23 protein-coding genes and 1 pseudogene are annotated in these 26,734 nt (G+C 73.1%); 4 read left to right on the top strand and 20 right to left on the bottom strand.

Annotated features, from left to right (window positions below; genetic code table 11):
- Positions 1 to 171: 171 nt before the first annotated feature.
- From ACWD12_RS24990 to ACWD12_RS24945, 10 genes are all read right to left on the bottom strand, one after another.
- Complete coding sequence (locus tag ACWD12_RS24990) at positions 172 to 1,887, bottom strand: alkaline phosphatase D family protein (protein ID WP_450101418.1); 1,716 nt, start codon at positions 1,885 to 1,887, stop codon at positions 172 to 174.
- 125 nt (positions 1,888 to 2,012) lie between these two features.
- Positions 2,013 to 2,399: a RidA family protein gene (locus ACWD12_RS24985; RefSeq protein WP_358351587.1), complete on the bottom strand. Its 387-nt coding sequence runs from the start codon at positions 2,397 to 2,399 to the stop codon at positions 2,013 to 2,015.
- Between the two features lie 68 nt (positions 2,400 to 2,467).
- Entirely contained in the window at positions 2,468 to 3,265 is a 798-nt protein-coding gene (locus tag ACWD12_RS24980; protein WP_450101417.1) for an SDR family oxidoreductase, read from the bottom strand.
- Complete coding sequence (locus tag ACWD12_RS24975; RefSeq protein ID WP_450101416.1) at positions 3,262 to 4,923, bottom strand: FAD-binding dehydrogenase; 1,662 nt, start codon at positions 4,921 to 4,923, stop codon at positions 3,262 to 3,264. The genes ACWD12_RS24980 and ACWD12_RS24975 overlap by 4 nt, the downstream gene beginning before the upstream one ends.
- On the bottom strand, positions 4,920 to 5,591 hold the full coding sequence (locus ACWD12_RS24970; protein ID WP_450101415.1) for a TetR/AcrR family transcriptional regulator: 672 nt from the start codon (positions 5,589 to 5,591) through the stop codon (positions 4,920 to 4,922). The genes ACWD12_RS24975 and ACWD12_RS24970 overlap by 4 nt, the downstream gene beginning before the upstream one ends.
- A 108-nt stretch (positions 5,592 to 5,699) precedes the next feature.
- On the bottom strand, positions 5,700 to 6,116 hold the full coding sequence (locus ACWD12_RS24965) for a universal stress protein (protein WP_358351598.1): 417 nt from the start codon (positions 6,114 to 6,116) through the stop codon (positions 5,700 to 5,702).
- A gap of 1 nt (position 6,117) precedes the next feature.
- Entirely contained in the window at positions 6,118 to 7,641 is a 1,524-nt protein-coding gene (locus ACWD12_RS24960; RefSeq protein WP_450101414.1) for an APC family permease, read from the bottom strand.
- 201 nt (positions 7,642 to 7,842) lie between these two features.
- Complete coding sequence (locus tag ACWD12_RS24955; protein ID WP_450101413.1) at positions 7,843 to 10,095, bottom strand: restriction endonuclease; 2,253 nt, start codon at positions 10,093 to 10,095, stop codon at positions 7,843 to 7,845.
- A gap of 78 nt (positions 10,096 to 10,173) precedes the next feature.
- Entirely contained in the window at positions 10,174 to 10,731 is a 558-nt protein-coding gene (locus ACWD12_RS24950; protein WP_450101412.1) for a cysteine dioxygenase, read from the bottom strand.
- A gap of 48 nt (positions 10,732 to 10,779) precedes the next feature.
- Complete coding sequence (locus ACWD12_RS24945; protein WP_450101505.1) at positions 10,780 to 11,220, bottom strand: putative leader peptide; 441 nt, start codon at positions 11,218 to 11,220, stop codon at positions 10,780 to 10,782.
- A 142-nt stretch (positions 11,221 to 11,362) separates the two neighbouring features.
- Here ACWD12_RS24945 and ACWD12_RS24940 point away from each other — a divergent pair, with 142 nt between their 5' ends.
- Positions 11,363 to 13,036, top strand: a complete 1,674-nt coding sequence (locus tag ACWD12_RS24940; RefSeq protein ID WP_450101411.1) for a type IV secretory system conjugative DNA transfer family protein — start codon at positions 11,363 to 11,365, stop codon at positions 13,034 to 13,036.
- Positions 13,037 to 13,272: 236 nt separating this feature from the next.
- Here the strand turns inward: ACWD12_RS24940 and ACWD12_RS24935 are convergent, their stop codons facing one another.
- The 6 genes and pseudogenes from ACWD12_RS24935 to ACWD12_RS24910 form a co-directional block, all read right to left on the bottom strand.
- Complete coding sequence (locus tag ACWD12_RS24935) at positions 13,273 to 13,560, bottom strand: SCO5918 family protein (RefSeq protein WP_358351615.1); 288 nt, start codon at positions 13,558 to 13,560, stop codon at positions 13,273 to 13,275.
- A gap of 91 nt (positions 13,561 to 13,651) precedes the next feature.
- A complete protein-coding gene (locus tag ACWD12_RS24930) occupies positions 13,652 to 15,160 on the bottom strand; it encodes a DEAD/DEAH box helicase (RefSeq protein WP_450101410.1) in 1,509 nt (502 codons plus the stop codon).
- A gap of 218 nt (positions 15,161 to 15,378) precedes the next feature.
- The gene (locus ACWD12_RS24925) at positions 15,379 to 15,582 is read right to left on the bottom strand and encodes a cold-shock protein (protein WP_358351621.1); all 204 of its coding nucleotides are present in this window, start codon (positions 15,580 to 15,582) and stop codon (positions 15,379 to 15,381) included.
- Between the two features lie 402 nt (positions 15,583 to 15,984).
- Positions 15,985 to 16,248 (bottom strand): annotated as a pseudogene (locus ACWD12_RS24920) (helix-turn-helix domain-containing protein); the annotation flags it as partial.
- Positions 16,249 to 16,410: 162 nt separating this feature from the next.
- Entirely contained in the window at positions 16,411 to 17,715 is a 1,305-nt protein-coding gene (locus tag ACWD12_RS24915) for an MFS transporter (RefSeq protein ID WP_358351624.1), read from the bottom strand.
- Entirely contained in the window at positions 17,712 to 18,353 is a 642-nt protein-coding gene (locus ACWD12_RS24910) for a GntR family transcriptional regulator (protein ID WP_358351627.1), read from the bottom strand. Before ACWD12_RS24910 ends, ACWD12_RS24915 begins: the two co-directional genes overlap by 4 nt.
- Before the next feature lie 147 nt (positions 18,354 to 18,500).
- Here ACWD12_RS24910 and ACWD12_RS24905 point away from each other — a divergent pair, with 147 nt between their 5' ends.
- Complete coding sequence (locus tag ACWD12_RS24905; protein WP_358351630.1) at positions 18,501 to 19,124, top strand: TetR/AcrR family transcriptional regulator; 624 nt, start codon at positions 18,501 to 18,503, stop codon at positions 19,122 to 19,124.
- Positions 19,125 to 19,126: 2 nt separating this feature from the next.
- Here the strand turns inward: ACWD12_RS24905 and ACWD12_RS24900 are convergent, their stop codons facing one another.
- Positions 19,127 to 21,568 carry an FtsX-like permease family protein gene (locus tag ACWD12_RS24900; protein WP_450101409.1) on the bottom strand — a complete coding sequence of 814 codons (2,442 nt, stop codon included), beginning with the start codon at positions 21,566 to 21,568 and terminating at the stop codon, positions 19,127 to 19,129.
- Positions 21,565 to 22,317 carry an ABC transporter ATP-binding protein gene (locus ACWD12_RS24895; protein WP_358351635.1) on the bottom strand — a complete coding sequence of 251 codons (753 nt, stop codon included), beginning with the start codon at positions 22,315 to 22,317 and terminating at the stop codon, positions 21,565 to 21,567. The genes ACWD12_RS24900 and ACWD12_RS24895 overlap by 4 nt, the downstream gene beginning before the upstream one ends.
- Before the next feature lie 163 nt (positions 22,318 to 22,480).
- On the opposite strand from ACWD12_RS24895, the gene ACWD12_RS24890 reads away from it, so the two are divergent.
- Both ACWD12_RS24890 and ACWD12_RS24885 read left to right on the top strand, forming a co-directional pair.
- The gene (locus ACWD12_RS24890) at positions 22,481 to 23,815 is read left to right on the top strand and encodes a sensor histidine kinase (RefSeq protein ID WP_450101408.1); all 1,335 of its coding nucleotides are present in this window, start codon (positions 22,481 to 22,483) and stop codon (positions 23,813 to 23,815) included.
- Positions 23,812 to 24,534, top strand: coding sequence for a response regulator (locus ACWD12_RS24885; protein ID WP_450101407.1), 723 nt, complete (start codon positions 23,812 to 23,814; stop codon positions 24,532 to 24,534). Before ACWD12_RS24890 ends, ACWD12_RS24885 begins: the two co-directional genes overlap by 4 nt.
- Before the next feature lie 294 nt (positions 24,535 to 24,828).
- On the opposite strand, the gene ACWD12_RS24880 is transcribed toward ACWD12_RS24885, so the two are convergent.
- Both ACWD12_RS24880 and ACWD12_RS24875 read right to left on the bottom strand, forming a co-directional pair.
- Positions 24,829 to 25,239, bottom strand: a complete 411-nt coding sequence (locus ACWD12_RS24880; protein ID WP_450101406.1) for a hypothetical protein — start codon at positions 25,237 to 25,239, stop codon at positions 24,829 to 24,831.
- 68 nt (positions 25,240 to 25,307) lie between these two features.
- Positions 25,308 to 26,624, bottom strand: a complete 1,317-nt coding sequence (locus ACWD12_RS24875; RefSeq protein ID WP_450101405.1) for an MFS transporter — start codon at positions 26,622 to 26,624, stop codon at positions 25,308 to 25,310.
- Positions 26,625 to 26,734 lie beyond the last annotated feature (110 nt).

The raw sequence follows: 26,734 nt of genomic DNA, 5'->3' as shown, positions 1-26,734 counted from the left end.
ATCACGATCGACAGAGGGTCGCGAGCATTGGATCAGCGGCGAAATCCCTTGCCACGCATGATCATTCGTCACCTTGATCGATGCGCGGAGAGGATCACGGGGAGGGTCGCGGATGGTTGGCGCGTGATGCCCGAGCGCGTGATGCGCCCGAGGGTGCGACGCCCCGGCGCGTCAGCGGAGTTTGGCGGTTCCGATACGGCGCAGCCACGGCTCGCCGCCTCGGCGGGGCCGCATGGCGCGGTCCAGGGCCAGTTCGGCTCCGCGGCCGTGGAGGGTGAGGGTCATCAGGTGGTTGCCGAACCACGGCCCGCCGAGTTTGGTCCAGTGCACCGGCTTGGGCGGGAGGTCCGCGTGACGGGCGAGGAAGGTGCCCAGGCGGGTGGCCGCGGCGCCCCAGCCGAGGCGGAAGCCGATCCGGATTCCGGCGGGGACCGCGTTGTGCAGCGGTGAACAGGTGAACTGGACGACGCGGGAAGGCCGTTGGGGATCTGCGCCGACGGTGGAACGGGCGTCGCGGTCGAGCCAGTGGGCCTCCGCGGCGTACGCGTGGTGCACGTCGCCGGACAGCACCGAGATCGTCGCGGGCGGCCGGCCCTCGGCTCGGGGACCTTCCGCGGAGATGCGCTCCAGCAGTGCGGTGAACGTCGCGAAGGACTCACGGAAAGCGGCCCAGTGCTCCAAGTCACCGGCGCGGCGCACCTTTTCGCTGAGGCGGGCGATCCGCGGCCCGCGTGCGCCCGCGCACAGCGCCTCGTTCCAGGACTCCAGATCGTGGATGGCATGCGGCAGCAGCCAGGGCAGTGAGCTGCCGATCAGGAGATGGTCGTAGCCGCCCTCGTCGAACTGCTCTTCCGCCCAGGCCATTTCGCCCGAGCTGATGATGTGGCGGTGCTTCGGGGTGAGCACGCGTCCGGCGCGGGTGTCCAGCATGACCAGGCGGGTGCGTCCGAAGTCGCGGCGGTAGCTCCACCACGCGCGCGGGCTGTCCTGGTCGTCGTTGTCCGCGTCGGCATCGGCGCGCAGGGCGAAAGAGCGGAGGATCTCGTCGGCCTGCTTGGCGTCGGGCGCTTCGCGCACCGCGATGTAGGTCTCGTCGGCGGCCAACGCTTCGGGGTCCAGGTTGCCGAGGTGCTGGTACACCCAGTACGAGGCGAACGCCCCGCTGATGCGCTCCGACCACCACGGCAGTTGCGCCATGTCGGCGCGCCACGAGTACGAGGTGTTCCAGTCGTCCACGATCTCGTGGTCGTCGAAGATCATGGCGCTCTGCACCGTCGAGAGAAGCCAGCGGATCTGCGGGTCGCTCCAGGACTCTTGGTAGAGCAGCGCGTATTCGTCGAAGTCGGCGACCTGCGGGCCCGGCGGCCGGCTGAGGTCGCGGCGGGCGGCGAGGGTGTCCCGCATGCGTTCGGAGATCTCGTCGGCGTACACCTGGTCGCCGAGCAGGAGCAGGGCGTCCGGCAGTTCGTCCGGGGTGCCGCGCGCGAGCCGGGACGCGAGGGTGTCGAGAACGTCCGGGTCGAAGTGGCGCTCGTCGGGCTCCTCACGGCTGGGCGGGCGCGACCACCGGCACGAGCCGAAGGAGATTCGCTGGGGCTCGGAGTCGTCGCCCACCGTACGGATCATGCTCGGCGGGAACACCGAGGGGCGCGGGGGCCACACCTGGTGTCCGTCCAGCACCACCCGGTAGGGGCGCGTGCGGCCGGGAGCCAGGCCCTCGACGACCACGATCGCGTAGTGCCGGTCGAACACCGACCAGGTGGCGGCCTCGCCCGCGGCGTCGTCGCACTCCACGCGTACGGTCCCCGGCCCGTCGGTCTCCACCCACACGGTGGCGGTCGTGCGTCCCGCGTAGCGCAGCACGGGGCCCAGCGCGAGGTCGGCCATTGCGGCACCTCTCCTCTGCCGGCTCGGTGGCCGGATCGGTTTTTGGCTCCGCTATGTGTCTGCCCGGTCGTGGGCAGGGTACGCGGAAGCGCCCCGCCCACCGAGCCGGGATGCCGCACGCCCCGTCAGCCCGCGGCGATGACCTCCACCTCGACCAGCCACTCGCCGACGAGCGTTTCGGCGACGATCGCGGTGGTCGGGACGGCCCGGCCGTTCAGGGCCGCCACGCGCGCGGCGGCGTTCGCCTCGGCGTAGGACGCGTCCCGCAGGTAGCTGGTCAGCCGCACGATGTTGTCCACCGTCATGCCGGCGGAGGCGAGGATGGCCCTGATGTTCGTCCAGAGCAGATCGAGTTGTTCGGCGAGGGTGGCGCCGGGCTTTCCGTCGGGGGCCAGGCCCATCGTGCCGGCCACGAACAGCAGCCGCTCGGCGCCGCGTACCTCCATGGCGTGCACGTAGTCGTCGGTGGCCGGGTAGACGCCCTCGGTCGGGTTGTGCGGCAGAAGCTGCATGCAGTAGCCCTTCAAGATGGGAAGGCGGGGAGCGGAGATGGCGGGGAAGCCGTGCCGTCCGTCGGACCTCAGCGCAGCCCGTGCCGCCGCGACACCATGCGTTCCGCGGCACCGCGCGGCAGCAGGCGGCGCAGGGCGAACACCAGGGGCGCGTTGCTGCCCACGGCGTACAGGGGCTTCGGCCGCGCGGCGTCGATCGCCTTGAGGACGACGGTCGCCACGTCGTCGGCCGAGATCCCGTCGGCTTCGTTGGTGTTCAGCGCGGTGAGCATGGTGTGGTACTCGTCCCGGTAGGGGGAGTCGTCGGCGAGGTACTGCGTCCGCCGGGCGCTGATCCCGGTGTTGATCGACCCGGGCTCGACGGTCGTGATGCCGATGCCGTAGGGCGCCACCTCGCGCCGCGCCGCGCTCGCGAAGCCCTTGAGCGCCGCCTTCGAGGCGACGTACGACGAGCGGTACGCGAGCGGGAAGCTGGCCAGCATCGACCCGACCATCACGATGCGGCCGTCGCGCCGCGCGCGCATGCCCGGCAGGAGGAGCTGGGTCAGGCGCACCGGCCCCAGCACGTTGGTGCGGAACAGCCGGTCGAGCGCGTCGGGCGGCAGCTCCTCCAGCGGTCCGCTCTGGCTTTCGCCGGCGTTGTTGACCAGCACGTCGACGTCGCCGGCCGCCGCCGCACACGCCTCGACCGACGCGTTGTCGGCCAGATCCAGGGCGAGGTACTCGACGCCGGGCAGCGGGTCGGTGATCTTGGCGGGGTCGCGCGTCGTCCCGAGGACGTGGTCGCCGCGCCGCACGAGGGCCGCGGCCACCGCGGCGCCGATGCCCGACGACGCGCCCGTGACGAGCGCCGTGCGCGGGCTCATCCGAGGCTCCTGGCGAGTGCACGGCCCGCCGCACGGCCGGAGAAGATGCAGCCGCCGAGGAACGTGCCCTCCAGTGCGTTGTAGCCGTGCATGCCGCCGCCGCCGAAGCCGGCGACTTCGCCGGCCGCGTACAGCCCGTCGAACACCTCGCCGTCGGGCCGCACCACCTGGGAGTCGAGCGTCGTCTCCAGGCCGCCGAGGGTCTTGCGGGTGAGCAGGTGCAGCCGGACCGCGATCAGCGGGCCGTGCGCCGGGTCCAGGAACCGGTGCGGCGCCGCGACCCGGGTGATCTTGTCGGGCAGGTAGGCGCGCGCGTTGCGCACGGCCATCAGCTGGAGGTCCTTTGAGTACGCGTTGTCCACGTTCCGGTCGTGCGCGAGCACTTCGCGCTCGACGTCCGCGAAGTCGAGCGCGGGGCCGGGGGAGATGGCGTTCATGCCGTCCACGAGTTCGCGCAGCGTCGGGCGTACGACGAAGTCCTCGCCGTGGTCGAGGAACGCCTGCACCGGGCCGGGGGCGCCCTTCTTCACCCGGGACAGGACCAGCTTGAGGTCCTTGCCGGTGACGTCGGGGTTCTGCTCGGAACCGGAGAGCGCGAACTCCTTCTCCACGATCGAGCGCGTCAGCACGAACCACGAGTGGTCGTGCCCGGTGGACAGGATGTGCCGCATTGTCGCGAGCGTGTCGTGGCCGGGGAACAGCGGGGCGGGCAGGCGCCGCCCGGTCGCGTCGAGCCACAGCGACGACGGGCCGGGGATGATGCGGATCGCGTGGTCGGGCCACACCGGGTCCCAGTTCTTGATGCCCTCGGTGTAGTGCCACATGCGGTCGCGGTTGACGATCGACCCGCCCGCGCCCTCGGTGATCTCCAGCATGCGGCCGTCCACGTACGCCGGAACGCCGGTGATCATCGCGCGCGGTGCCGGGCCCAGGCGGTCCACGGGCCAGTTCTTGCGCACGAGTTCGTGGTTCCCGCCGATGCCGCCGGACGTCACGACGACCGCCTGCGCGCGCAGCTCGAAGTCCCCGGCGGCCACCCGCTCCGCGGCCACGCCGCGGCCGTGCGAGGAGGTGGCCAGCACGGTCCCGCGTACGCCGACCGCCGCACCGTCCTCGACGACCAGCCCGTCGACCTGGTGCCCGTACTTGAACGTGACGAGCCCGCGCGCCGCCGCGGCGAGCACCGGCTCGCGGAACACGCGCACGACCTCGGGCCCGGTGCCCCAGGTCAGATGGAAACGCGGCACCGAGTTGCCGTGCCCGGTCGCCGTCCCGCCGCCGCGCTCGGCCCAGCCGACCGTGGGCATCACCCGCAGGCCGAGGCCGTGCAGGTACGCCCGCTTCTCACCGGCCGCGAAGTCGACGTACGCGTGGGCCCATTGGCGCGGCCAGTGGTCCTCACGGTCGCGGTCGAACCCGGCCGAGCCCAGCCAGTCGGCGAGCGCGAGTTCGTAGGAGTCGTTGATGCCCATGCGCCGCTGCTCGGGGCTGTTGACCAGGAACAGCCCGCCGAGCGACCAGAACGCCTGGCCGCCGAGGTTGGCCTCGTTCTCCTGGTCGACGACGAGCACCCGCCGCCCCGCGCGCGTGAGTTCGTACGTGGCCACGAGCCCGGCCAGTCCCGCTCCCACCACAATGACGTCGGCGTCGTCCTTCATCGTGCTTCCTCCGGGGCGGGTGTCGGCATGGCTGTCCGCGGGGTTGGCCGCGGGGGTGGCGCAAGCGTCGTGTCGGGTGTGCTGTACGCGTCGAGCACGGCCGTGAAGAGCGCACGGCGGCGCTCCCGCACCGCCGGGTCGTGCGGCTCCAGGAGCACCTGCACGGCGGTGCCGTCGTGCACCGCGACGAGCGCGTGGCCGAGCCCGGTCCGGTCGGTGACGCGGCGGCCGAGCCGGGCCAGTGCGGCGACCAGGGCCGGCAGCACGGTGTCCTGGATCGCCTGCTCCCGCGCGGCCATCACCCGGCGCAGCGGCGGGTTGCGCAGCGCGTGCGCGGTGAACTCGGCGGTCACGCGGTACCACGCGTCGTCCACCGGGATGGCGTCCACGGCTGCCCGCAGGCCTTCCTCGGCCGACGCGGCGGACACCTCGGCGAGTGCCGCGCGGACGCCGTCGAGCATGGCGCGCGAGCGCTGCTCCCACATCGCCAGGAACAGTTCGTCGAGGGAGGTGAAGTTGGAGTAGAAGGCCCCGCGGGTGAACCCCGCCCGCTCGCAGACCTGCTCGACCGTGGCGCGTCCGAAGCCCTCCTCGGCGAACACGTCGAGTGCGGCGTCCAGCAGGCGCTGCCGGGTGTGTGCCCGCCGCGCGGTGACGGATGCGACCACCGGTCCCACCCCCTCTCGATACACGAACGTATCCAATACGTTCGTGTATCGACAAGGCTCGGCCCGCTCTCGCGGCAGTCCCGGTCGCGCGTCCCCGGTCCCGCGTCCTCAGTCCGTCGTGGGCACGCACAGGACCGGGATCGGCGACAGGTGCAGCAGCTTGTGCGGCGTCGACCCCAGCAGCGCCCCCCGCAGCGGGCTCTCGCTCCAACTGCCCACCACGATCACCCGGGCGGAATGCCGTGCCGCCGCGTCGACCAGCGCCTCGGCCGGCTTCTCGTCCAGGATCTCCACAGTGGTCTCCAGCCCGGCCTCCTCGGCGGTCCGCACCGCGCGGCCGAGCGCGGTACGTCCCATCTGCCGCACCGCCTCGTAGTGCGACTGGTACTCCTCGCCGCCGAGCCCCGGCGGCGCCGCGCCGAACACCAGCACGAGCGGTTCGCCGAACGCCGACGCCCACTCGATCGCGACGCCCAGTGCCCGTGCGGCCCCCGCCGACTCGTCGTATCCCAGGACGACCGACATCTCACGACTCCTTGCCGGCCGCGGACTTCCGCGGCACCAAAGCGGGATCCACCACGCCACGGCGTTCGGACCAGAACGCGGCCGACCGCACGCGCCACAGGAGCATGATGGCGACGCCGACGGCCGTGATGCCGATACCGATGACCAGCGGCGGTCCGAGGCCGAGCCACGAGTCGCCGCTGTACGAGTTCTCCGGGTCGGCCATGTCCCGCACCGACTCCACCAGCAGCCACGCGAGCAGGCCGGCGCCCACCAGCGGACCGACACCGATCAGGAAGAAGTTGCGGGCGCTCTCGGTCAGGTGCCGCCGGTAGTAGACCGCGCACGCGACACCGGTGAGCGCGTAGTAGAAGGCGATCAGGAGCGACAGCGCGGTCAGCGAGTCGAACAGTGCGTTCTCGCTGATCTGGTTGACCACCACGTACCAGACGATCGCCACCGCGGCGACCCACCACGTGGCGATGTCCGGGGTGCGGAACCGCGGGTTGATGCGGGCGAACTGCCGGGGCAGCGCGCCGCGCCGGGCCATCGACAGCGCGGTACGGGATGCGGGGATGATCGTCGTCTGGGTCGACGCGAACGCCGACGTCGACACCGCGAGCAGGACCACCCAGTCCCAGCCGCCCATCGCCTCGTTCGCCAGCAGCGCGAAGATCGACTCCTCCTCGTCGGCGTTCTCCGCGAGGAAGGTGGTGCCGGCGTACGCCACCACCGCGATGCACACCGACAGGTACGTCACCAGCAGCAGGATCGTCGACCAGATGCCGGCCCTGCCGGGTGCCGTCGCGGAGTCCTCGACCTCCTCGGTCAGGTTGACCGCCGACTCCCAGCCCCAGTACATGAACACGCCCAGCAGCAGGCCGCCGGTCAGCGGGGAGCCGCCCTCGCCGAACGGGTTGAGCCACGACCAGCTCGGCTCGATGCTGTCCGGAAGGCCGTTGTCCGCGTACACGCGCGAGATCGCCACGATCGCGAAGACCAGCAGGAACGCCACCTGGGCGAGGATCAGCACGCGCTGCACCCGGGCCGACGCCTCGGTGCCGATGACGCACAGCGCGGTCAGCGCGATGATCACGAAGACCGCGAGGGGCTGCCGGATCGCCTCGTTGTCCGCCCAGTCGTCGAGGTTGACCGCCAGCAGCCCGAAGCGCACCGCGACATCGGCCAGTGAGCCGACCACCAGCACACCGGTCATCATGATCGCCCAGCCGCCGAGCCAGCCCGCCCACGGGCCCATCGCGCGGGTCACCCACGAGAACGTCGTCCCGGCGTCCTGGTCGGCCTTGTTGAGGTAGTAGAACGCCGAGGCGATGAGCAGCATCGGCACGAACGACGCGAGCACCACGCCGGGGGCGTACACCCCCACGAGGGCGACGACCGCGCCGATGACCGCCGCCAGCGAGTACGCGGGCGACGTCGCGTTGAGACCGATCACCAGCGCGTCGAGGAACCCGATGGCGTTGGCCTTGAGGCCGACTTCCTCGGGAGCGGGCGGCTGGGCTTCGCGCTCGACACCGTGAGTCATGGCCTGCCTCACTTCAGCGGTACGCCGACAGAATGGGCGGCCGCTGCCCTGACGGGCCGGTCGCCCCCTGCCACCGGTGCGCGTGTGCCGCGCGTGCCCTCTGAGTTGCCGTCCCAGGGGTCATATACCCCGATCGCGTGTTCGGCGCATAGGCCGTACGAGTGTCGGTCTCATACCGAAAGCGGCAGGCTCGTGCCGCGTTCAGGCGACCTCGACGCCGAAGTCGGCGAGCAGCGGTTCCAGGCCGTCGGGGTACCCCCGGCCGCCGACCACGAACTTCCAGTCGCCGTTCGCCCGGCGCCGGAACGAGCCCAGCACCAGCGCCGTCTCCCCGGCCCGGCCGTCGGACACGGCCAGGCGGTCCAGCTCGGTGCCGGACGCGTTCGACAGCCGGATCGCGGCGTCGGTGAAACCGGACAGGTCCGCGGTCGGGTTGACCGCCGGATCGATGGCCGCGACCAGGACCACCCGGTCGGCCCGGGCGGGCAGGGCGTCGAAGCGCACCGCGACCGCGGCCTTGTCGGAGCCGCGCGCCGCGACCGAGCGGACCGTGCCGTCGGGCGTCGCGGGGTTGTTGTAGAAGACGAAGAAGTCGTCGCCGAGCACCCGGTCGCCCCGGCACACGAGCGCGCACACGTCCAGGGCCACGCCGCCCGACCAGGTCATGCCGAGCACGGCGGCGTCCTCGGCGGGCGGGTCGCCGGCGGCGGGGACCGCGAAGCCGTTCGCGGGCAGGGTGCCGTCCGGTGTCGCGGCGGCGCCCGGGCCGGAGGCCCGGCCGGAGGACGCGCGGGGGCCGGGCACCGCGTCGCCCCGGCTCGTGCGCGAACCGCCCCGTCCGCCGCCACCGCTGCCCGCAGCGGGGCCACCGGCGCCGCCGGGAGTGTCGCCGGTGCCGAGCCTGCCGCGCAGCCCGCACTGGGCCAGGAGGTCCACCAGTTCGTCGCCGTTGATCAGGGTCAGCGGCTTGCCGCGGGCGAACGTGTAGGAGGTCGGCCCGAACGAGGACGTCGTCACCAGCACGCCCTTGTTCGCCCCGACGTCGTGGACCGTCCCGTACAAGTCCCGCACCGCGGTCGGCGGCACCGTGTGCCGGTACCGCTTCACCTGCACGACGATCTTGCCGCCGCTCAGCGGGTCCGGGTCCAGCGCTTCGACGTCGACACCGCCGTCGCCCGAGCGCTGGGTGGTGACCGCCTGGAGCCCGCGGGCCCGGAACAACTCGGCGACCAGGCCCTCGAAGGCGATCGGGTCCATCTCCAGCAGGTTCGGCACGGCGTCGTCGTCCGCGTGCGACACGACGGCCGCGCTGCCGCCCACCTCGTCGGGGCGGCGTACCGCACGGACCGCCGTACGCTGGTCCGGCCGCGCGGACAACTTGCCGTCGAGCGCATCCGCCAGGCAGTCCTGCGCGCTCACCCGCGCGAGGTCCAGCCGGGTGAAGTCCGCGCGCGTCGCCCGGAGCGACGCCAGCACGATCTTCGCCGGGCGGCCGGTCGCCGGATCCCGGTCGTCCACGAAGCCGTTCACCACGGCCGACTCCAGCGCGCCGAACTCGTCGGCGGCGAACACCTCGCGCAGCACCAGCAGCACGGTCTGCGCGAGCACGTCCCGGTACAGCGCGCGCCGCTGCGTCACCGGGCGCGCGACTTCCTTGTCCTGGTCGGTGCTCGGCATGTACCGGACCGCCTTGGCCTCGGGGACGACGTCGATGCCGGGCAACTGCCAGTCGAGCACCAGCTCGCGCGTGCCCCGGTCGTACGCGGCGGCGACCTGGTGCGGGAAGCCGTCCGGCCACGCCGCCGACGAGTACAGCGCGGCCGAGAAGTACTGCACCGCGGCATCGGGGTCGCCGCGGCGCAGCGTGTCGCCCAACGTCCGCACCTGCGCGTTGTGGTGGCGGATCTGGGTCAGCGTCGTCTCGGCCCACTGCTGGTACTGCTGCCGGTACGCCTCCAGTTGCCGCAGCCGCTGGGCCTCGGCGTCCTGCGCCGCGTACCAGTCGCGCTCGAACCTGGCCCGTGCCTCCGCGCGCGCCTGCGCACTCGGGCCAAATCCCCAACCACCCTGTGCGGGCTGGTAGTTGGCCTCGACCGGGGCCGGGACCGCGACCGCGAGATGCCCCGGCTGGAACGGCTCGACGTGCTCCGCGCGCAGCATCGCGGACGTGCGGAACGCCGGCCCCCGGCACCCGGCGGCCAGCAGCCCTTCCAGCACCGCGACCCGGGCCTCGATCTCGTCGGTCCGCAGCCGCGCGTCCGCCTCGCGGCGCTGCTTGTACGCCGCCTGCTGCTCGCGGTGCGCCTGCGCCATCGCCCGCTCCGCGGCCCGCTGTTGCCGCTCGGCCTCGCGCCGCTGCTGCTCGCGGGTTCTGCGCTGTGCGTCCTGTCGGCGCTGCTCCTGCCGCTGAGCCTCGGCCCAGCCCCCGATCAGCCCGTCGTTGCGCCGAGTCATGAACGCCGTCGTCCTCCCCACCACCAGCGGATACCCGCCGACTCTAGCGCGCGGGGACCGACAGCTTCCGGCGGCTCGTCAGGTCCGGTCCGGCGCCTCGGGTTCGTGGTCCCAGTCGGCGGTTCCCTCGGCGGAGTGGAAGACCAGGCGTCCGCCGGTCTGTTCGTAGCGGCGCATCAGGGTGAGGGCGGGGGAGTAGACGTGCAGGGACACGGCGTGGTCAGCCTGGGCGGTGTTGCGGACGTCGTGGATGTGGTCGCGGGGGAAGGAACGTGCGGAGCCGGAGGGGAGGCGGACCTGCGTCTCGGTGCCGGGCGCGAACGGCACGTCCACGTGGCTGCCGGGACGTACGTCGGGATGCGGGGGCGTGAACTCGTGCAGGGTTCCGCGGACCACGAGGAACGCGCCGACCGCGCCGCCGTGGTCGTGCCAGCCGGTGCCGGTGCCGGGCGGCCAGCCGATGAGCCACGCCTCGGCGGCGCCGGGGCCGCCGATCCGCAGCCATGTCCGGTCGACGGGGTCGAGGGGCAGGCGGGCGACGAGCGAGGGGTCGGCGGCGGCCCGGTCGGCGAAGGCCAGGAGCGCGGCCGGGTTCGGTGCGGGAGCCGGGGCAGGGGTGAGCGAACGTGCGGGCATGTCGTCCTCGTACGTGGTGAAGGCGTCGGGCGTCGGAGGTCGGGCGGTCTACCGGCAGCCCGAACAGAGCGCTCCGGCAAAGCGCATGAGGTCGACGTGGACCCGCTTCACAAGGATTCGACGTGAGTTGCACACAGTGCCGGTACGCAAGCAGGCCCGCGTCGCCGCGGTCAAATCCGTGTTCCGGCGAACAACCGCGCCGGTAACCCGGATTGGCCTGTCGATCAAGACCACGAAGCGCAAAGGGCCCGCGCTTTCCGCCCCACCGGGAAGCCCCGGCAACAACCGCGTGATACCAGTGGAACCCGCCAGTTGCCGACCGGCCGACGCGCGACGGACCGCAACGCTGCGGGTCCGGCGCTCCGGCCGACCGGCGGCCCGGCGAAAGCCCGACGGACCGACGGACGACAGACCGGCGGACGAGACCGAGGAGGGGCCCGTGTCGGAGCGCCCGTTCGGTATGCCGTGCGCAATCGTCCGGCACCGCATCTGGCAGCTTCCCGTCCCGCCCGGCACCCGCTGTCGGTGAACCGCCCGGACGCGCGCCCGCACCGCCAAGCGCCGTCCGCCGCATGCAGGTTCCCGATATGCAGGTTCCCGACCACCGGCGACGGAAGCGAAGACGACACCCATGTCTGCCACCACGCGGCGACGCGGCCCGCACCCATTTCCCGAGATCCTCGCCGGTGTCCTGACGGCGGCCGCGCTCGGCATCCTGCTCCTCGGCTACGTCGCCCGGCGCGGCGGGACGCTCGCCGCCGTGCTGTCGGCGGCCGCCTTGGGCGCGGCGGGAGTTCTGGTCGTGACGGCGGTGCGGCTGCGCGCCCGGCGGCCCGCGATCGACCGGACCGCGCGGCTCCTCGCCGGGCCGGCGGACCTGCCCGGCATGACGACGTCCGGAGCGGCGGCGACGGCCGCCCGGCTCGGCGTCCGGGCCCACGACCCCGGGGTGTTCATCGGCCGGTCGGTACGCCGCGACCGCGAACTGTGGGGTTCGTGGGAGGACATGCACATGGACATCTGGGGTCCGCGTACCGGCAAGACCGCCGCCCGGGCCATCCCCGCCGCGGCCGCGGCCCCGGGTGCGCTCGTGGTGACGTCCAACAAGCGCGACATCGTCGACGCCACCCGCGGGATACGCGAAAAGCGGGGCCCGGTATGGGTCTTCGACCCGCAGGGGCAGGCCGGCGAGCAGCCCACCTGGTGGTGGAACCCGCTCTCGTTCGTCGGTGACAACGTCGTCAAGGGCCTCATGCTCGCGTCGTTCTTCAACGGCATCAACCGGCAGTCACACGTCCGCGCGGACGGGTACTTCGAGCCCGCCGGCCAGCAGTTGTTCGGTGCGCTGCTGCTCGCCGCGTCCCTCGACGAGCAGCCGGTCACGCGGACCCTGACCTGGCTGAACCGCCCGACCGACGAAACTCCGGTACGCATCCTCCGGGCGGCCGGGGCCGACCGGGTGGCCGACGCGGCCGAGATGATCATCGCGGCCCCCGCGTCGCAGCGGGCGGGCGTGTACGGTGCCGCGTCCCAGATGGCGTCGCCGCTGGCCGCACCGGACGTCACCCGGTGGGTCACGCCCGGCAGCGGACCGCGGCGCCCCGAGTTCCGGCACGCCGACTTCGCGGACCGCGACGACGGCACGATCTACCTGTTGTCGGAGGAGACCAACCGCGCCGCGGCGCCGCTGATCCTCACGCTCACCTCCGCACTCGCGTACTCGCTGGAGGGCCGGGCCATCGCAAGTCCGGGAGGCCGCCTGCCGGTGCCCGCGGTCTTCGTCCTCGACGAGGCCGCCAACGTCTGCCCGTGGCACGAACTGCCGTTTCTCTACAGCCACTACGGTTCGCGTGGGATCGTCATGATGACGATCCTCCAGTCCTGGGCGCAGGGGGTCACAATCTGGGGCGAGCACGGCATGGCGTCGATGTGGAGCGCGGCGAACGTCCGGGTCTACGGGGGTGGTTCGGCCGATGCCCGGTTCCTGCACGACCTTGCGCAGGCTGCCCCGAGGTTCGAACCCCGGACGAAGTCCGTCTCCTCGCGCGTGGGAATGCCGTTCGCCGGCTCGACCACGCGGTCTTCCCGCGAGGAGCAGGTGCTCGACATCGCCGACCTGGGCGCCATGCCCCGGGGGCGCGCGCTCGTGCAGGTGAGCGGAGCCAGGCCCACGCTGGTGCGCACCGTTCCGTGGTGGCAGGGCCCGTACGCGGAGGAGATCAGGGAGTCGTTGGCCGCGTACGCCCCGGGTCCCGGCACGCGCGCTGATACCGGGCAACGGGATACCGGACGGCGGACGGCGTGACGACGGGCAGCACTACGGGGACGGCGTGACGGCGTGTCGAACGGGCCGCGGACGGGGACTACGGCGTACGCGCCGCGGAGGCGCAGGACGACAACGCGCGAAGACCCTGGAAGCAGGGTCTTCGCGCGGGTGTGGGTCGGCGCGGGCCGGTATGGGCGGCCCGGCGGCCGTGCCCGGTCGGGGGCCCGGTCCGCGGGCCCGGTGGATCGGCTCGGTACGTGGGCCGGTCGGCCGGCTCAGTATCCGAGGGGAGAGGACGGGTCGAACTGGGTGGGAGCCGGGTTCGCCGCGGGAGCCGGGTGGCAGGTGAAGCCGATCCGGGTCAGCGCCCGGACGACCTCCTTCGCGGAGAAGTCGCGGCGGTCCTGGCGGGTGATCACTTCGCCCACCTGCTTGACGGGGTAGACCCGGCGACCGATGGTCACCGAGTCCCCTTCGACGGGTTCCGGCTTGATGTCCCGCATCGCTGCCTCGACCTCGTTCTTGACGAGGTCGAAGGAGAATCCGGCGATGACGCAGCGCATAGGGCCTCGGCAGAGTTGAGAGAAGGGACGGCCATACCGCCGACCCGGTGGGTTCAGCCTGTCACAGCGAGGGCTCGCCGTGGGGGGATCCTCAGTCGCTTCCGCGTGGTCCCGAGCGGCGGCGGCGGGTTCCCGCACCCCGGGGCGCCCGGCGCCGGCCGGGCTCCGGGGGCCGTCCGGATCCGCGGCGGCGCTCGCCCCGCGGCGCGCCGCCCCCGGACGAGCCGTGCTCCTTGGTGCGCTCCGCGGTCACGGTGGGTGCGACCGGTACGCCGGACGGGGCCTGTGCCCCGGTGATGCGGCTGAGCTCGGCGTCGCCCGAGCGCACGCGGGTGGTGCGCGGCGTGATGCCGGCGTCCGCCATCAGGCGCGACATGTCGCGGCGCTGGTCGGGCAGGACGAGGGTGACGACCCGGCCCGACTCGCCGGCGCGTGCGGTACGGCCGCCCCGGTGCAGGTAGTCCTTGTGGTCGCCGGGCGGGTCCACGTTGACCACCAGGTCGAGCTGGTCGATGTGGATGCCGCGCGCCGCGACGTTGGTGGCCACGAGCGCGGTGACGTGGCCGGTCTTGAAGTGCGCGAGGGTGCGCGTGCGCTGGGCCTGCGACTTCCCGCCGTGCAGCGCGCCCGCCCGAACCCCGCTCTTCAGCAGGTGCTTCGTGAGCTTGTCCACGGCGTGCTTGGTGTCCAGGAACATGATCACGCGGCCGTCGCGGGCCGCGATCTCGGTGGTGGCCGCGAACTTGTCGGCCAGGTCGATCTGGAGCACGTGGTGCTCCATCGTGCCGACCGCGGCGGCGGACGGGTCGACCGAGTGCACGACCGGGTCGTCGAGGTAGCGGCGGACCAGCTGGTCGATGTTGCGGTCCAGCGTCGCGGAGAACAGCATGCGCTGGCCGCCCGGGCGGACCTGGTCGAGGAGCCGGGTGACCTGCGGCATGAAGCCCATGTCGGCCATCTGGTCGGCTTCGTCCAGCACGCACGCCGCGACCTGGTCGAGGCGGCAGTCGCCGCGCTCTATGAGGTCGGTGAGGCGCCCGGGGGTCGCCACGACGATCTCGACGCCGCCGCGCAGGGCCGCGGACTGGCGGCCGAGCGAGACGCCGCCGACGACGGTGGTCAACCGGAGGCGCAGCGCGCGGGCGTACGGCGTCAGCGCGTCGGTGACCTGCTGGGCCAGCTCGCGGGTCGGCACGAGGACCAGGCCGAGGGGCTGCTTCGGGTCGGCGCGGCGGCCCGCGGTGCGGGCCAGCAGGGCCAGGCCGAACGCGAGGGTCTTGCCGGAACCGGTCCGGCCGCGGCCGAGGACGTCGCGGCCCGCCAGGGTGTTCGGCAGTGTCGCCGACTGGATCGGGAAGGGCACGGTCAGGCCCTCGGACGTCAGCGCCGTCAGCAGGGCCGCCGGCATGTCGAGTTCCTCGAACCGGGACACCGGGGGCAGAGGGGGTGTGGCGGTGACCGGGAGGGCGAACTCCCGGGGGCGTGCGGGTGCGGCGGAGCGGTGTTGCCTGGGGGCACCGGAACGGCCGCGGCCTCCGGGCCGGCCGTCCGGACGGCGAGCCGTACGGGTCATGCGAAACCTCCTTGATCCGGCACGCATCAAGGAATTCCGGGCGGCGCCGGGAGGCGCCGTGGATCGCAAGACCGAGCCGAAGTATGCCGGCGAAAGCCGGTGAATGCCGATGGGACGGCAAGGGGAATTAACCGGGCCGAGTGCCCGCCGTCAGAACGGCGGGACCGCCGCGGTTAATCCCGGTGCGAAAACGCAGCGCTGGGGCCCGCACCCGAAGGTGCGGGCCCCAGCGCCGGGAAAACGCGTCAGGCGGGAACGATGTTCTCCGCCTGCGGGCCCTTCTGGCCCTGCGTGATGTCGAAGGAGACCTTCTGGCCTTCCTGCAGCTCACGGAAGCCCTGGGTGGCGATGTTCGAGTAGTGCGCGAACACGTCGGCGCCGCCGCCGTCCTGAGCGATGAAGCCGAAGCCCTTTTCCGAGTTGAACCACTTCACGGTACCGGTAGCCATGTCATATCTCCTTCGGGGCAGTTGCCCGGAGTCCGCACTGCGCGGAGCCCGCATCGCCGCAATGATGCCCCTCCGAAAAAGCCGGAGACACAGAAATGCACCCGACGGCCGCATCGGCCGAAGAGTGCACTTGAAGTCTTTGGGAACCACAACCGCAACTGGTTCCAACCGTATCACGTTGCACGCGACCGGATGCGGGACGTTATATCGGTGTCGTGAACTCCGGGTGAATCACCGAGGGCGCCGTGCGAATTTCTCCCGTGGCCGCTGGAGATTTTTTGTCTCCGCGGGCGCGTGCCACGCCATTTCCGGCGCTGCGTCGGACACGGTGTCGAGCGGTACGTCGGGCGGTGTTCCGGGCGGTGTGTCGGGCGGCGTGTCCGACGGTGTGCCAGGCGCGGTGTCCGCGGTGCCACCCGATCGGCGGAGCTCCTCGTTGATCCGCAAGGCGCCCGCCAACCGGTCCTCCAGGCTGATGATGCGACACGCGGTGTCGATCGCCGTGCCCTGGTCGACGAGTTCGCGGGCCCGCAGCGCGACGCGCAGATGCGAGCGCGAATATCTGCGGTGCCCGCCCTCCGAACGCTCGGGAGTGATGAGCCCCGCGTCCCCGATCGCCCGCAGGAACGCGGGCGTGGCCCCGATCAGTTCCGCCGCCCGCCCCATCGTGTACGCGGGATAGTCGTGGTCGTCGAGCCGGTCGGCCTGACCCGCTCCGCTGTCTGGAACCACTGCACCTCTTCATCCGGCTCTCCGCACGGCCCGCCCGACGGACGCCGCCGTGGACGCCGCGACGGACGCCACCGGGGAAAAGGGTATCCACGTCGGTCAGGCGGCGGAGCGTACGGCGGCGGCCGGGGGAGCGGCCACGAGGTGCAGCCGCTCGCGCGCGACCGCGGCCTTCCGCAGCCGCAGGATCTGCACCAGGCCGACGATCTCCAGCACGAACACCGACGAGAACGCGATGCGGTAGTCGTCGCCGGTCGCGTCGAGCAGGACCCCGACCGTCAGCAGGGTCACCATCGACGCGACGAATCCCCCCATATTGACGATCCCGGACGCGGTGCCCTGCCGCTCGGGCGGGTTGGCGGGCCGGGCGAAGTCGAAGCCGATCATCGACGCCGGGCCGCAGGCCCCGAGGACCGTGCACAGCACCACGAGCAGCCACATCGGCGCGCCGTCGCCCGGATGGCCGATCGCCGCGGCCCAGCTCGCCGCCGTCGCGGCCACCGTGCCGAGCGCCAGCGGCAGCCGGGCGGCGCGCGCCCGCGTGATGATCTGGCCGTACGCCAGCCCGAACACCATGCTCGACACCACCGTCAGCGTCAGCAGCCCGCCCGCGGTCCCCCGGGACAGTCCCTGCGCCTCGACGAGGAACGGCATGCCCCACAGCAGCAGGAACACCATCGCCGGGAACTGCGTCGTGAAGTGCGTCCACAAGCCCAGCCGGGTGCCCGGCTCGCGCCACGACTCGGCGATCTGGCGGCGGACGAACGCCGCCCCGCGCTGCGGCAGCGCCTCCGGCTCGTGCCCCTCCGGATGGTCCTTCAGGAACACCAGCAGGAGGACGAGGACCCCGATCCCCAGCAGCGCGCTGCCCGCGAACGCCTGCGTCCAGCCGACATCGTGCAGCATCCGGGACAGCACCAGCGTCGAGACGAGATTGCCGCCCATGCCCGCGAGTGCGGCCAGTTGCGCGACCAGCGGGCCGCGCCGGGCCGGGAACCAGCGGGTGCCGAGCCGCAGCACGCTGATGAAGGTGAGGGCGTCGCCGCAGCCGAGCAGCGCCCGCGAGGCGAGCGCCATGCCGTATGTGGGGGAGAACGCGAAGCCCAACTGGCCCACGGTGAACAGCACGACGCCCATCGTCAGCACCTTCTTGGTGCCGAACCGGTCGACCAGCACGCCGACGGGTATCTGCATGCCCGCGTACACGAGCAGTTGCAGGATCGAGAACGTCGACAGCGCCGAGGCGTTGACGTCGAACCGGTCGGCGGCGTCGAGGCCGGCGACGCCGAGCGAGGTGCGGAAGATCACCGCGACGAAGTACACCGCGACGCCGACCGACCAGACCGCGACGGCCCGGCGGCCGCCCGGCGGGTCGAGCCGCGGTGCCGCGGCGGCCGCGCTCATCGGGCCTCGCCCCGGACCAGTTCGGACACCCATCCGACGTGCCGGTGCACGGCGTCGACCGCCGCGTCCGCGTCGCCCGCACGCAGCGCCGCGAGGATCTCCTCGTGCCCGGTCAGCGTCCGGGCGACCCGGTCGGGATGCGAGTGGAGGAAGGCCACGCCCATGCGCAGCTGGCGGTCGCGGAGCTGGTCGTACAGCCGGATCAGGATGGCGTTGCCGCAGTTGCGCACGATCGCGGCGTGGAAGCAGCGGTCGGTGGTCGCGGCGGCGGCCAGGTCGCCGGCCTCGACCTCGCGCTTCTGCCGCGCGAGCAGTTCCTCCAGGCGCGTGATCAGGTCCGGGGGCGCCGGCACCGCCTTGCGGGCCGCGTGCTCCTCGACGAGTTGCCGGGTCTCCACGACGTCGGTGATCTCCTGGGCCGAGACCGGCAGGACGAGCGCGCCCTTCTTGGGGTAGAGGCGGATCAGCCCCTCGACCTCCAGGCGCAGCAGTGCCTCGCGTACGGGTGTGCGCGAGACGCCGACGGCATCCGCCACCTCGCCCTCGGTCAGCAGCGTGCCGCCCTCGTAGTGGCGTTCGAGAACGGCCTGCTTGACGTGCCGGTAGACGCGGTCGGCGGCGGTGGGTGCGGCTGGCATGCGCACAAGATAGATACATCAGCGGGTGCGATGCCCGTTCCGTCCACGATTCGGAATGCACCCGGTGTGCCGCTCGGGGTACGGGGCAGCCGCACCGCGGTCGCGGGCCGGCCCCGGCTTGCGCGGCTGGCCGGTAGCGTTCCGGGTATGCCGCGCGATCCCGAGCCCGCCCGCCGCAAACTGCTCGACGCCGCTCTCCTGCTGTTCGCCCGCGACGGCATCGAGGCGGTGAGCATGCGCGAGATCCGCCTCGCCGCGGGCCAGCGCAACTCCGCGGCCACGCAGTACCACTTCGGGTCCAAGGAAGGCGTCCTCAAGGCGCTCCTGGAGGACGTGCTCCCGCCCGTGGTCGCGCGCCGCCGCGAACTGCTGACCGCGGCGACGGCCGACGAGCCGCGCACGATCGCCGAGGTCGCCGTCACCCCTCTCGCGGAACTGGCGACCGGCGACGACCGGCAGCGCGCGGTGGTCCGGTTCCTCTCCCAACTGGTCGACGACGAGAACCGCTCGCCGGCGCGCCTGGCCGACCTGCTCGGCGACACCGTCGCGGCGGACGCCACCGCACTGCTGCGCGCCTGGATCCCCGACGTCCCGCGCGATGTCATGGACGAGCGCATCCTCGTCGGCCTCACCGGCGTCACCCACGCCTGCGCGTTCTACGCCCGCGGTGTCGATGCCGGGCGGCGGCGCGACCCGGACCTGTTCACGGACAACCTGGTCGACATGTTCATCGGCGCCATGTCCGCCCCGGTACGCGCCACCGCCCGCTGACCTCATTCAGTCCGCCACGCCGCCGCCCGCGACCGGGCCGCCCAGCCCGCCGGGAGCAGCGCCCCCAACGTGGCCAGCACCGCTCCCGAGACGGCGAGCACCGCGTACGCGGGCACTCCGTACACCGACACCATCGAGTCCGGCAGCCGCAGATCCGCGGTCGACGCCATGACCGGCGCCACCAAGTGGTGCAGCGCCACCCCGAGCGGGATGCCCGCGGCACCTCCGACCAGGCCGAGCCCGACCACGGACGTCACGACCATGGCCATGGTCTGACGCGGTGTCATGCCCAGGGACTTAAGGACACCTATCGACTGCGCGCGCTCGCGGGTGTCGAGGGCGACCGTGTTGAGCACACCCAGCCCCGCGACCCCGGCGATCAGCAGGGTCAGCGTCCCGATCAGGCCGATCAGGATCGGGATCGTCGAGTTCTCCTCGCTGCGCGGCATCGCGGCCCCGGCCCCGGCCGCGAACACGCCGGCCTCGGAGATCCGCTCCGCGTATGCGTCCGCATTCGTCCCCGGCGTCACCTGCGCCTCGTACGCGGTGATCGCCGCATCGGGCTTGAGCTGCAAGAGCGTGGCGCGGTCGGTGAGCAACGCCTCCTCGTCGTCGGAGAACGCCTCGCCGACGATCCGCACCGTCACGCGCCGCCCGTCGTGGTCGAGCGCGACCTCATCGCCCACCCGCAGCGCGGACGTGCGCAGGAACGACGTCGGCACCACGATTTCCCCCGTCCCCTGCAACCAGCGCCCGGCGACCACCGGGTACCCCAGCCAGGACGAGTCCGTGTCGTACCCGGTCAGCTCCAACGGCCGGGTGCGCCCCGGCACTTCGACCTCCAGCGTGGTGACCGAGGTGAACCGCGCGGTCGACGCGTCGGCGCGCAGCATGTCCGCCACCGCCACAGGGTCCGCGGACGGCGGCTGCTCGACGGTCGGCTGCCCCGACTGCGGGCCCCTGGGCGGGGCGGGCGGGGCGGGCGGCGCGGGCGGACCTCCCCCCGCACCGGCCGTGCCGGCACCTTCCGGCGGCCCCTGATGCATCCCACCCTGTTCCCCCACCATCCCCAGGCTGACCGTGATTTGCGACGACCCCTCCCGCGACAAGCCGTCGTCGGCCCGAGCCAGCGTCTGGCCGAGCCCGTACGCGAACGTCACCGCCGTGGTGCCCAGGAGCAGCGCCGCCAGCGTCATGCCGGTGCGCGCCGGCCGCGCGAACGGGCCGGCCAGCCCGAGGGCGACGGCCCGCGGCAGGCGCGAGCGGGCCAGGAGCCGGTGCGCCCGGAACCCCCGGCCGGCCCGCGGCGCGCGTCCGACGGCGATCGCCTGGATCGCCGGGATCCGCCCCGCGCGCAGTGCCGGGATCAGCGCCGCCACGCAGACGACCAGGAGCAGGCCGACGGGTACCAGGACGTCCACCCACCAGGGGACCCCGGCCACTTCGGGGACCGCGTACGACTGCTCGGTGTCCGCGAGCAGCGGAACGGCCAGCGCGTGGCCCGCGAACATGCCCGCCGCCGCACCCGCCAGGGCGGGCAGCAGGACCTGCGCCAGATACACCGCACTGACCTGCCGCGGAGTGAACCCGAGCGTCTTGAGCACCCCGATCCCGCGGTACCCGGCCACCACCGCGCCGCTCACCACGTTGCCGACGATGAGCACCGACATGACCACGCCGAGCACGCTGAACGCGGTGACGAACGGGACCACGAGAGCCGCCGTCCCGGCCGCCTCGCGCCGGGCGTCCAGGTACGACGTCGACCCGAGCACCGCCCCGGACGGCAGCGCGGCGCGCACCGCGGCGACGCCGTCCGCCACCGCGTCGCTGTCGCCCGCGTCCGCGAAGCGGTAGAGCGCTTGGAACGTCTTCGCGGCGCCCCCGGGGGCGAGTGCGGCGATCTGGTCCGGCACGGTCCACGCGCCCGCCGTGTCGGTGACGGACGCCGCGACGCCCACGACCGTCAGCTCGACCCCGCCCAGCCGCAACCGGTCCCCGACGCCCAGCCGCGGCCCCTCGCCGTCCCCGAGGACGACCTCGCCCGGCGCCCGGACCCACCGGCCCGACCGGAGCTTGAGCGTGTCGAGCGGACCGTTCGGATCGGCCCGTCCGACCACGGTCATCGTCCCGTGCGCGACCGCGTCGCCGGGCAGCATGATCGGCGCGCTCGTCGACGGATAGGGCCCGGCGACCTCGGCGACCCCGGACCCGGCGCCGGTGGCGCGGACCTGCTCGGCGGTCGCCCGGCCCGCATCGACGCTCACCGTCGCGTGCGCGCCGTGCAGCGCGGAGAACGCGTGGTCGAACGGCGCCATCGACGCGACCAGCAGGCCGAAGGCGAGCACCGAGGTCGCCGTCGCGAGCAGCGCCACGACGGCGGTCACCACGGTCTGCACCCGGCGGCGTACGACTGCCGCCCAGGCGGCCTTGACGACCGCGTTCACCGGGACGCCTCCGTCGTGCGCCCGTCCTGCGCGTCGTCCCACAGCGAGTCCTGCGGGCCACCCGGGTCGTGGGCTTGCGGCGTGGCGTCGAGCCTTCCGTCCACGATCCGCACGATGCGGCTCGTGCACGCGCGCGCCAGCTGCAGGTCGTGCGTGACCATCAGCAACGCCTGCCCGTCGCGGTTGAGTTCGGCGAGCAGCTCGGTGATGTGCCGCCCGTTGGCGGTGTCCACGGCCCCCGTCGGCTCGTCGGCGAGCAGCAGCGGCGGCCGGTTCATGAGCGCCCGGGCGATGGCGACGCGCTGCCGCTCGCCGCCGGACAGCCGTGCCGGGTACGCGTCCGCGTGCCCCGCGATGCCGAGGTAGCCGAGCAGTTCGTCGGCGCGCGTCCGGGCGGCGCGCGGCGAGATCCCGCCCAGGCGGGCGGGCATCAGCACGTTGTCGAGCACCGTCAGGTCGTCGAGCAGGTTGAAGAACTGGAAGATCATGCCGATGTGCCGGCGCCGGAACTTGGCGAGCGCGGTCTCCGACAGGCCGCCGAGACCGACCCCGGCCACCGTGACCGCACCCTCGGTCGGCCGGTCCAGCCCCGCGATCAGATTGAGCAGCGTGGACTTGCCGCTGCCGGACGGGCCCATGACGGCCACGGCCTCGCGCGCGCCGACGACCAGGTCCACCCGGTCGAGTGCGGCGGGGCCCGTTCCCTCGTACCTCTTCGTCACGGCTTCGAGCCGGATCACGTCTGTCATGGCCCCGGACGCTAGGTTCCGGACCGGCCGCCGGGCGTCCGCACGGCGAGCCAACCTGCGGTCGCTCGCGCGGGGGAGAGCGGGCCGGGTAGCTCTCCCGAGGGACCCCGGACAGCTCGCACGCATGATGTACGCGCCGCGCACAACCGGCGAGAATGCCCGGGTGACGCCCGCCGCACCGCTGACGCCGACCCCGCGCGCCCGGCTGACGCTCCCTCAGAGTGTTCGCCGGGCCGCCGAGTTGCTACGCCGCCCGGGACCGCTGGGCGGGGACGGCCTGCTCGCCCTCGCGTTGGGCGTCGCCACGGCCGTCATGCTCGGGTACAACTTCCCGACGGACGACGCCGGCGGCCCGCCTCCGTACCCCAGGACCCCCTACGGCGAGATCCCGTACGCGTACCCGGACTCACCGGCGCACGCCGCCTCCGGGCCGAGCGCGTGGACGTTCGCCGTGTGCCTCTTGGCTGCCGCCATGATCGCCTGGCGGCGCACGCAGCCGGTCACGGCGTTCGCGGTGCAGTTCGCCGTCACGCTGGCCATCGACCCCGACTACATGGAGATCCCCGGGGTCGTGGCCCTCGCGATCGGCGCGTACTCGGTCGCGGCGCACGTACCGCGTTTTTCGTTGGCGGCGGGGGTCTCCGGTGCGGCGACGCTCGCCCTCATGGCGAAGTTCCCCGACGAGGACAACGGCCCGCCCGGCCTGCTGGTGCTCGCCATCATGGCGTCGATGTTCGTCATCGGCCGCACCATCGGCACATGGCGTACCCGGGCCGGGGCCTTCCACCGCCGGGCGCTGCGTGCCGAGCGCGAGCGCGAGGTCGCGGTGGCCCACGAACGCGCCCGGATCGCCCGGGAATTGCACGACGTGGTCAGCCACAATGTGAGCGTGATGGTGATCCAGTCCGGCGCCGCCCGCATGGTCCTGCGCTCGGATCCCGAGGCGGCGACCGAGGCGCTGCGCGCGGTCGAGGCGAGCGGGCGCGAGACGATGGCCGAGTTGCGCCAGATGCTCGACGTGCTCACCGCCCAGGGCGCGCCGCCGCCGCAGGGCGATCCGGGGACGGTGCCGGACGGCGACGCGCTGGGACCGCCGCTGGCGCCGCAGCCCGACCTGTCGCGGCTGCCCGTGCTCGTGGACCGGGTGCGCACCGCGGGGCTCGACGTGCGGTTCACGACCCAGGGCGAGGCGCGGCCGCTGCCACCGGGGATCGAGCTCACCGTGTACCGGGTCGTGCAGGAGGCGCTCACCAACGCGCTGAAGTACGCGCCGGGGGCGCGTACCGAGGTGACCGTGACCTACCGGCCGGACGCGATGCGCATCGAGGTCGCCGACGACGGGCCCGCCGACGGGCGCCGCCCCGAGCCGCTGGGCGCCGGACGCGGTCTGCTCGGCCTCACCCAGCGACTGGCGCTGCACGGCGGCGGACTGCGCGCGGGGCACCGGCCGACCGGCGGCTACCGCGTGCAGGCCTCGATCCCGGTGCCGACGCCGTGAGCGCGGCAGCGGCACTGCGCGTCGTCGTGGCCGACGACCAGGCGCTCGTACGCTCCGGGTTCCGCATGATCCTGGCCGCCGACGGCATCGACGTCGTCGCCGAGGCGGCCGGCGGCGACGAGGCGTGCGCCGCGGTCCGCCGCACCCGGCCGGACGTGGTCCTGATGGACATCCGCATGCCCGGACTCGACGGCCTGGAGGCCACGCGCCGCATCATGGCCGATCCGTCGCCCGCGCTGGACGGACGGCCGTGCCGCATCATCATCCTCACCACGTTCGACCTCGACCACTACGTCTACGAGGCGCTGAACGCGGGGGCGAGCGGGTTCCTGCTCAAGGACGTGACGCCCGAGCAACTGGTGGCCGCCGTACGCCTGGTCAGCGCGGGCGACGCGCTCCTCGCGCCGACCATCACGCGGCGGCTCGTGGAGCGCTTCGCGCGTCCGGCCCCCGCGGAACGCGCGCCGGGCGGCGACCTGTCCGTGCTCACGCCGCGCGAACTGGAAGTGCTGCGCCTTCTCGCCCGGGGCATGAGCAACGCGGAACTGGCGGCGGCCCTGACGCTGAGCGTCGAGACGGTGAAGACGCACGTCACGCGCATTCTGACGAAGCTTCACCTGCGGGACCGGGTGCAGGCCGTCGTTCTGGCGTACGAGACGGCGCTCGTGACCCCGGGCGCCCCCGGCGGCGCCGGCGCGCTCGAGGCGCCCGGGAGCTGACCGGGCTGATCAAGAGCTGATTGGGCCCGGGCGGCGGTCGGCCGGCCGGGTTTTTCCATGTTCGTGGACGTGCGGCACCCCGGCGAGGCCACGTCGTTCTGGGGCATCCGACGCCGGAGAACCCGCGCGCGGTCGGCAACTGGCCCGACTTCGACCGGCCGGGCGCGCCGGCGCTCGGTGACGGTCGTGATCCGCAAGCGCGACGGGGGCGTCATCGGGACGTGACGGCCGCTCGCTTCCCTGCCTACGGCGTACGGCGTACGGAGCGTACGGATCACGTCGTGTGACGTACCGTCACGGGGTCAGTCCGGAGAGCGGCAGGACCAGCGCCTCGGCGTCGGCCGCCTCGCGCATCGTCTGGTCGAAGCGCAGCACGCTCGTGCCGATGGCGGCGAGGTCGTCGGGGCCGAGCAGTACCACGATGCCGGTGTCGGTGTGCGCGAGCACGCACGGTACGCGGCCTTCGCTGGCCGCGGCCACCGCGTCGTCCCGTTCGTTCAGGTACACCACGTCGAACGGAACACCGAGCGTCGCCAGCAGCGCGTCCCACTCGGGTCTGCGGCGACGGCCGGCATGCGTGAGGTCGCTCAGCGCACAGTGCGCGGTGCCGCGTGCCCTGCCTATGGCGTACGCAAGTTCGCCGCGGAAACCGCCGTCCGCATCGCAGACACCGGTCAGTCGCTGTACTGTCCGTGCTCCTGCCATGGATCCAGTGTGCGCCCGCGGCACAATGCCGCACCTCACACGCTCGACCGAACTCCGGCTCCCCGTACTCACTTCTCCAGTCGTGCGCTCAAGCCGCTCTCGTCCGCACCCTGCACGTCCTGCACGTCCTGCACGTCCGTCACTTCCCGCGCGCCGACGAACGGCCGCGACGGCCGGCGGCCGCCCGGCACGCTGGCGACGGCGAGCACCGCGGCCGTCCCGCACGCCGCGGCGAGCAGCGCGAACATGTGCGGGTAGCCGCCGAGCGGCCCGGCCAGCGCGGCGCCGGCCCACGGCGCGATCGCCGAGGCGGCCATGGCGGGAGCGGAGAGGATCCCGGACAGCGTTCCGTACGACGACGCGCCCCAGCGCTCGGTGATCGCCGTGGCGTTCAGCAGCGTCGCCACCCCGCGTGCGGTCCCGGCCAGGATCGACAGTGCGACGAGCAGCCAGATCGGTCCGGGGACGAACGCCAGCAGGGCGGTGGTCGCGGCGGTGGCGGCCAGGACGCCGACGGTGCGGGTGCGCACGCTGGTGCGGCGGGCGAAGGCGGCGTACCCGATGCGCCCGACGACCTGGCCGGCGCCGCCGAGGCCGAGCGCCCACGCGGCGACGGTCGTGCCGGAGCCGCGCTCGTCGAGCAGCGGGACGATGTTGACCACGCCCGCGTACATGCCGAACGAGCCGAGCGTCATCGCGACGACCAGCACGACGAAGGGGCGGCTGCGGACGATCGACCGCACGTCGTCCGGCGCTTCCGCGGACCGCTTGCTCGGCGGCGCCGCGGGCCAGGGGCGCCGCAGCACGATCGCGTGCAGCGGAACGGTCACGACGGCCAGTACCACGGCCAGCACGACGTACACTCCGCGCCACGACAACCAGTGCGACAACGCCACCGTGATCGGCGCGAACACGGTGCTCGCCAGGCCCGCGACGAGGGTCACCGTGGTCAGCGCGGCGAGGTGCCGGGGCCCGTACCAGCGCGTCAGCGCGGCGAACGCGGGCTGGTAGAGGATCGACGACATCGCGACCCCGGCGAGCACCCATCCGGCGGTGAACCACACCAGGTTGGGCGCCCACGCCACGACGAGCACCGCCAGCGACGCGACGACCGACCCCACAGTCATCAGCAAGTGCGGCCCGCGGCGGTCCAGCATCCGCCCCACCGGAATACCGACGATCCCCGACACCGCCAACGCCACCGAGAACGCCGCGGTCGCGGCCGACGTGGACCACCCCGTGTCCTCGGTGATCGCGGGCGCAAGCACCGGGAACGCGTAGTACAGGATCCCCCAGCTGGTGATCTCCGTGACGCACAACGCCACCAACACCGCCCGAAGCCCCGCCCCGCCCCCGCCCTTCGACCCCACCCCGCCAACGATCACCCCGCCAACCTAGAACCACCCCCCACCAGAAACCACCACACCCCTCACCCGGCAGCCATCGCCCCCTCCTCGACGTCAGCCCCCTCCTCACCGCCACCCCCACGAGGCGC

It is taken from the genome of Streptodolium elevatio, assembly GCF_053592165.1.
Note: the sequence above shows the minus strand (reverse complement) of the source record. Positions and strands in the feature narration are given on the sequence as shown.

Excerpts from the sequence above, each read along its gene's own strand:
- ACWD12_RS24990 (WP_450101418.1), bottom strand. The coding sequence starts at position 1,887 with ATGGCCGACCTCGCGCTGGGCCCCGTGCTGCGCTACGCGGGACGCACG.
- ACWD12_RS24985 (WP_358351587.1), bottom strand. The coding sequence starts at position 2,399 with ATGCAGCTTCTGCCGCACAACCCGACCGAGGGCGTCTACCCGGCCACC.
- ACWD12_RS24980 (WP_450101417.1), bottom strand. The coding sequence starts at position 3,265 with ATGAGCCCGCGCACGGCGCTCGTCACGGGCGCGTCGTCGGGCATCGGC.
- ACWD12_RS24975 (WP_450101416.1), bottom strand. The coding sequence starts at position 4,923 with ATGAAGGACGACGCCGACGTCATTGTGGTGGGAGCGGGACTGGCCGGG.
- ACWD12_RS24965 (WP_358351598.1), bottom strand. The coding sequence starts at position 6,116 with ATGTCGGTCGTCCTGGGATACGACGAGTCGGCGGGGGCCGCACGGGCA.
- ACWD12_RS24960 (WP_450101414.1), bottom strand. The coding sequence starts at position 7,641 with ATGACTCACGGTGTCGAGCGCGAAGCCCAGCCGCCCGCTCCCGAGGAA.
- ACWD12_RS24955 (WP_450101413.1), bottom strand. The coding sequence starts at position 10,095 with ATGACTCGGCGCAACGACGGGCTGATCGGGGGCTGGGCCGAGGCTCAG.
- ACWD12_RS24950 (WP_450101412.1), bottom strand. The coding sequence starts at position 10,731 with ATGCCCGCACGTTCGCTCACCCCTGCCCCGGCTCCCGCACCGAACCCG.
- ACWD12_RS24945 (WP_450101505.1), bottom strand. The coding sequence starts at position 11,220 with ATGCGGTGCCGGACGATTGCGCACGGCATACCGAACGGGCGCTCCGAC.
- ACWD12_RS24940 (WP_450101411.1), top strand. The coding sequence starts at position 11,363 with ATGTCTGCCACCACGCGGCGACGCGGCCCGCACCCATTTCCCGAGATC.
- ACWD12_RS24935 (WP_358351615.1), bottom strand. The coding sequence starts at position 13,560 with ATGCGCTGCGTCATCGCCGGATTCTCCTTCGACCTCGTCAAGAACGAG.
- ACWD12_RS24930 (WP_450101410.1), bottom strand. The coding sequence starts at position 15,160 with ATGCGTGCCGGATCAAGGAGGTTTCGCATGACCCGTACGGCTCGCCGT.
- ACWD12_RS24925 (WP_358351621.1), bottom strand. The coding sequence starts at position 15,582 with ATGGCTACCGGTACCGTGAAGTGGTTCAACTCGGAAAAGGGCTTCGGC.
- ACWD12_RS24915 (WP_358351624.1), bottom strand. The coding sequence starts at position 17,715 with ATGAGCGCGGCCGCCGCGGCACCGCGGCTCGACCCGCCGGGCGGCCGC.
- ACWD12_RS24910 (WP_358351627.1), bottom strand. The coding sequence starts at position 18,353 with ATGCCAGCCGCACCCACCGCCGCCGACCGCGTCTACCGGCACGTCAAG.
- ACWD12_RS24905 (WP_358351630.1), top strand. The coding sequence starts at position 18,501 with ATGCCGCGCGATCCCGAGCCCGCCCGCCGCAAACTGCTCGACGCCGCT.
- ACWD12_RS24895 (WP_358351635.1), bottom strand. The coding sequence starts at position 22,317 with ATGACAGACGTGATCCGGCTCGAAGCCGTGACGAAGAGGTACGAGGGA.
- ACWD12_RS24880 (WP_450101406.1), bottom strand. The coding sequence starts at position 25,239 with ATGGCAGGAGCACGGACAGTACAGCGACTGACCGGTGTCTGCGATGCG.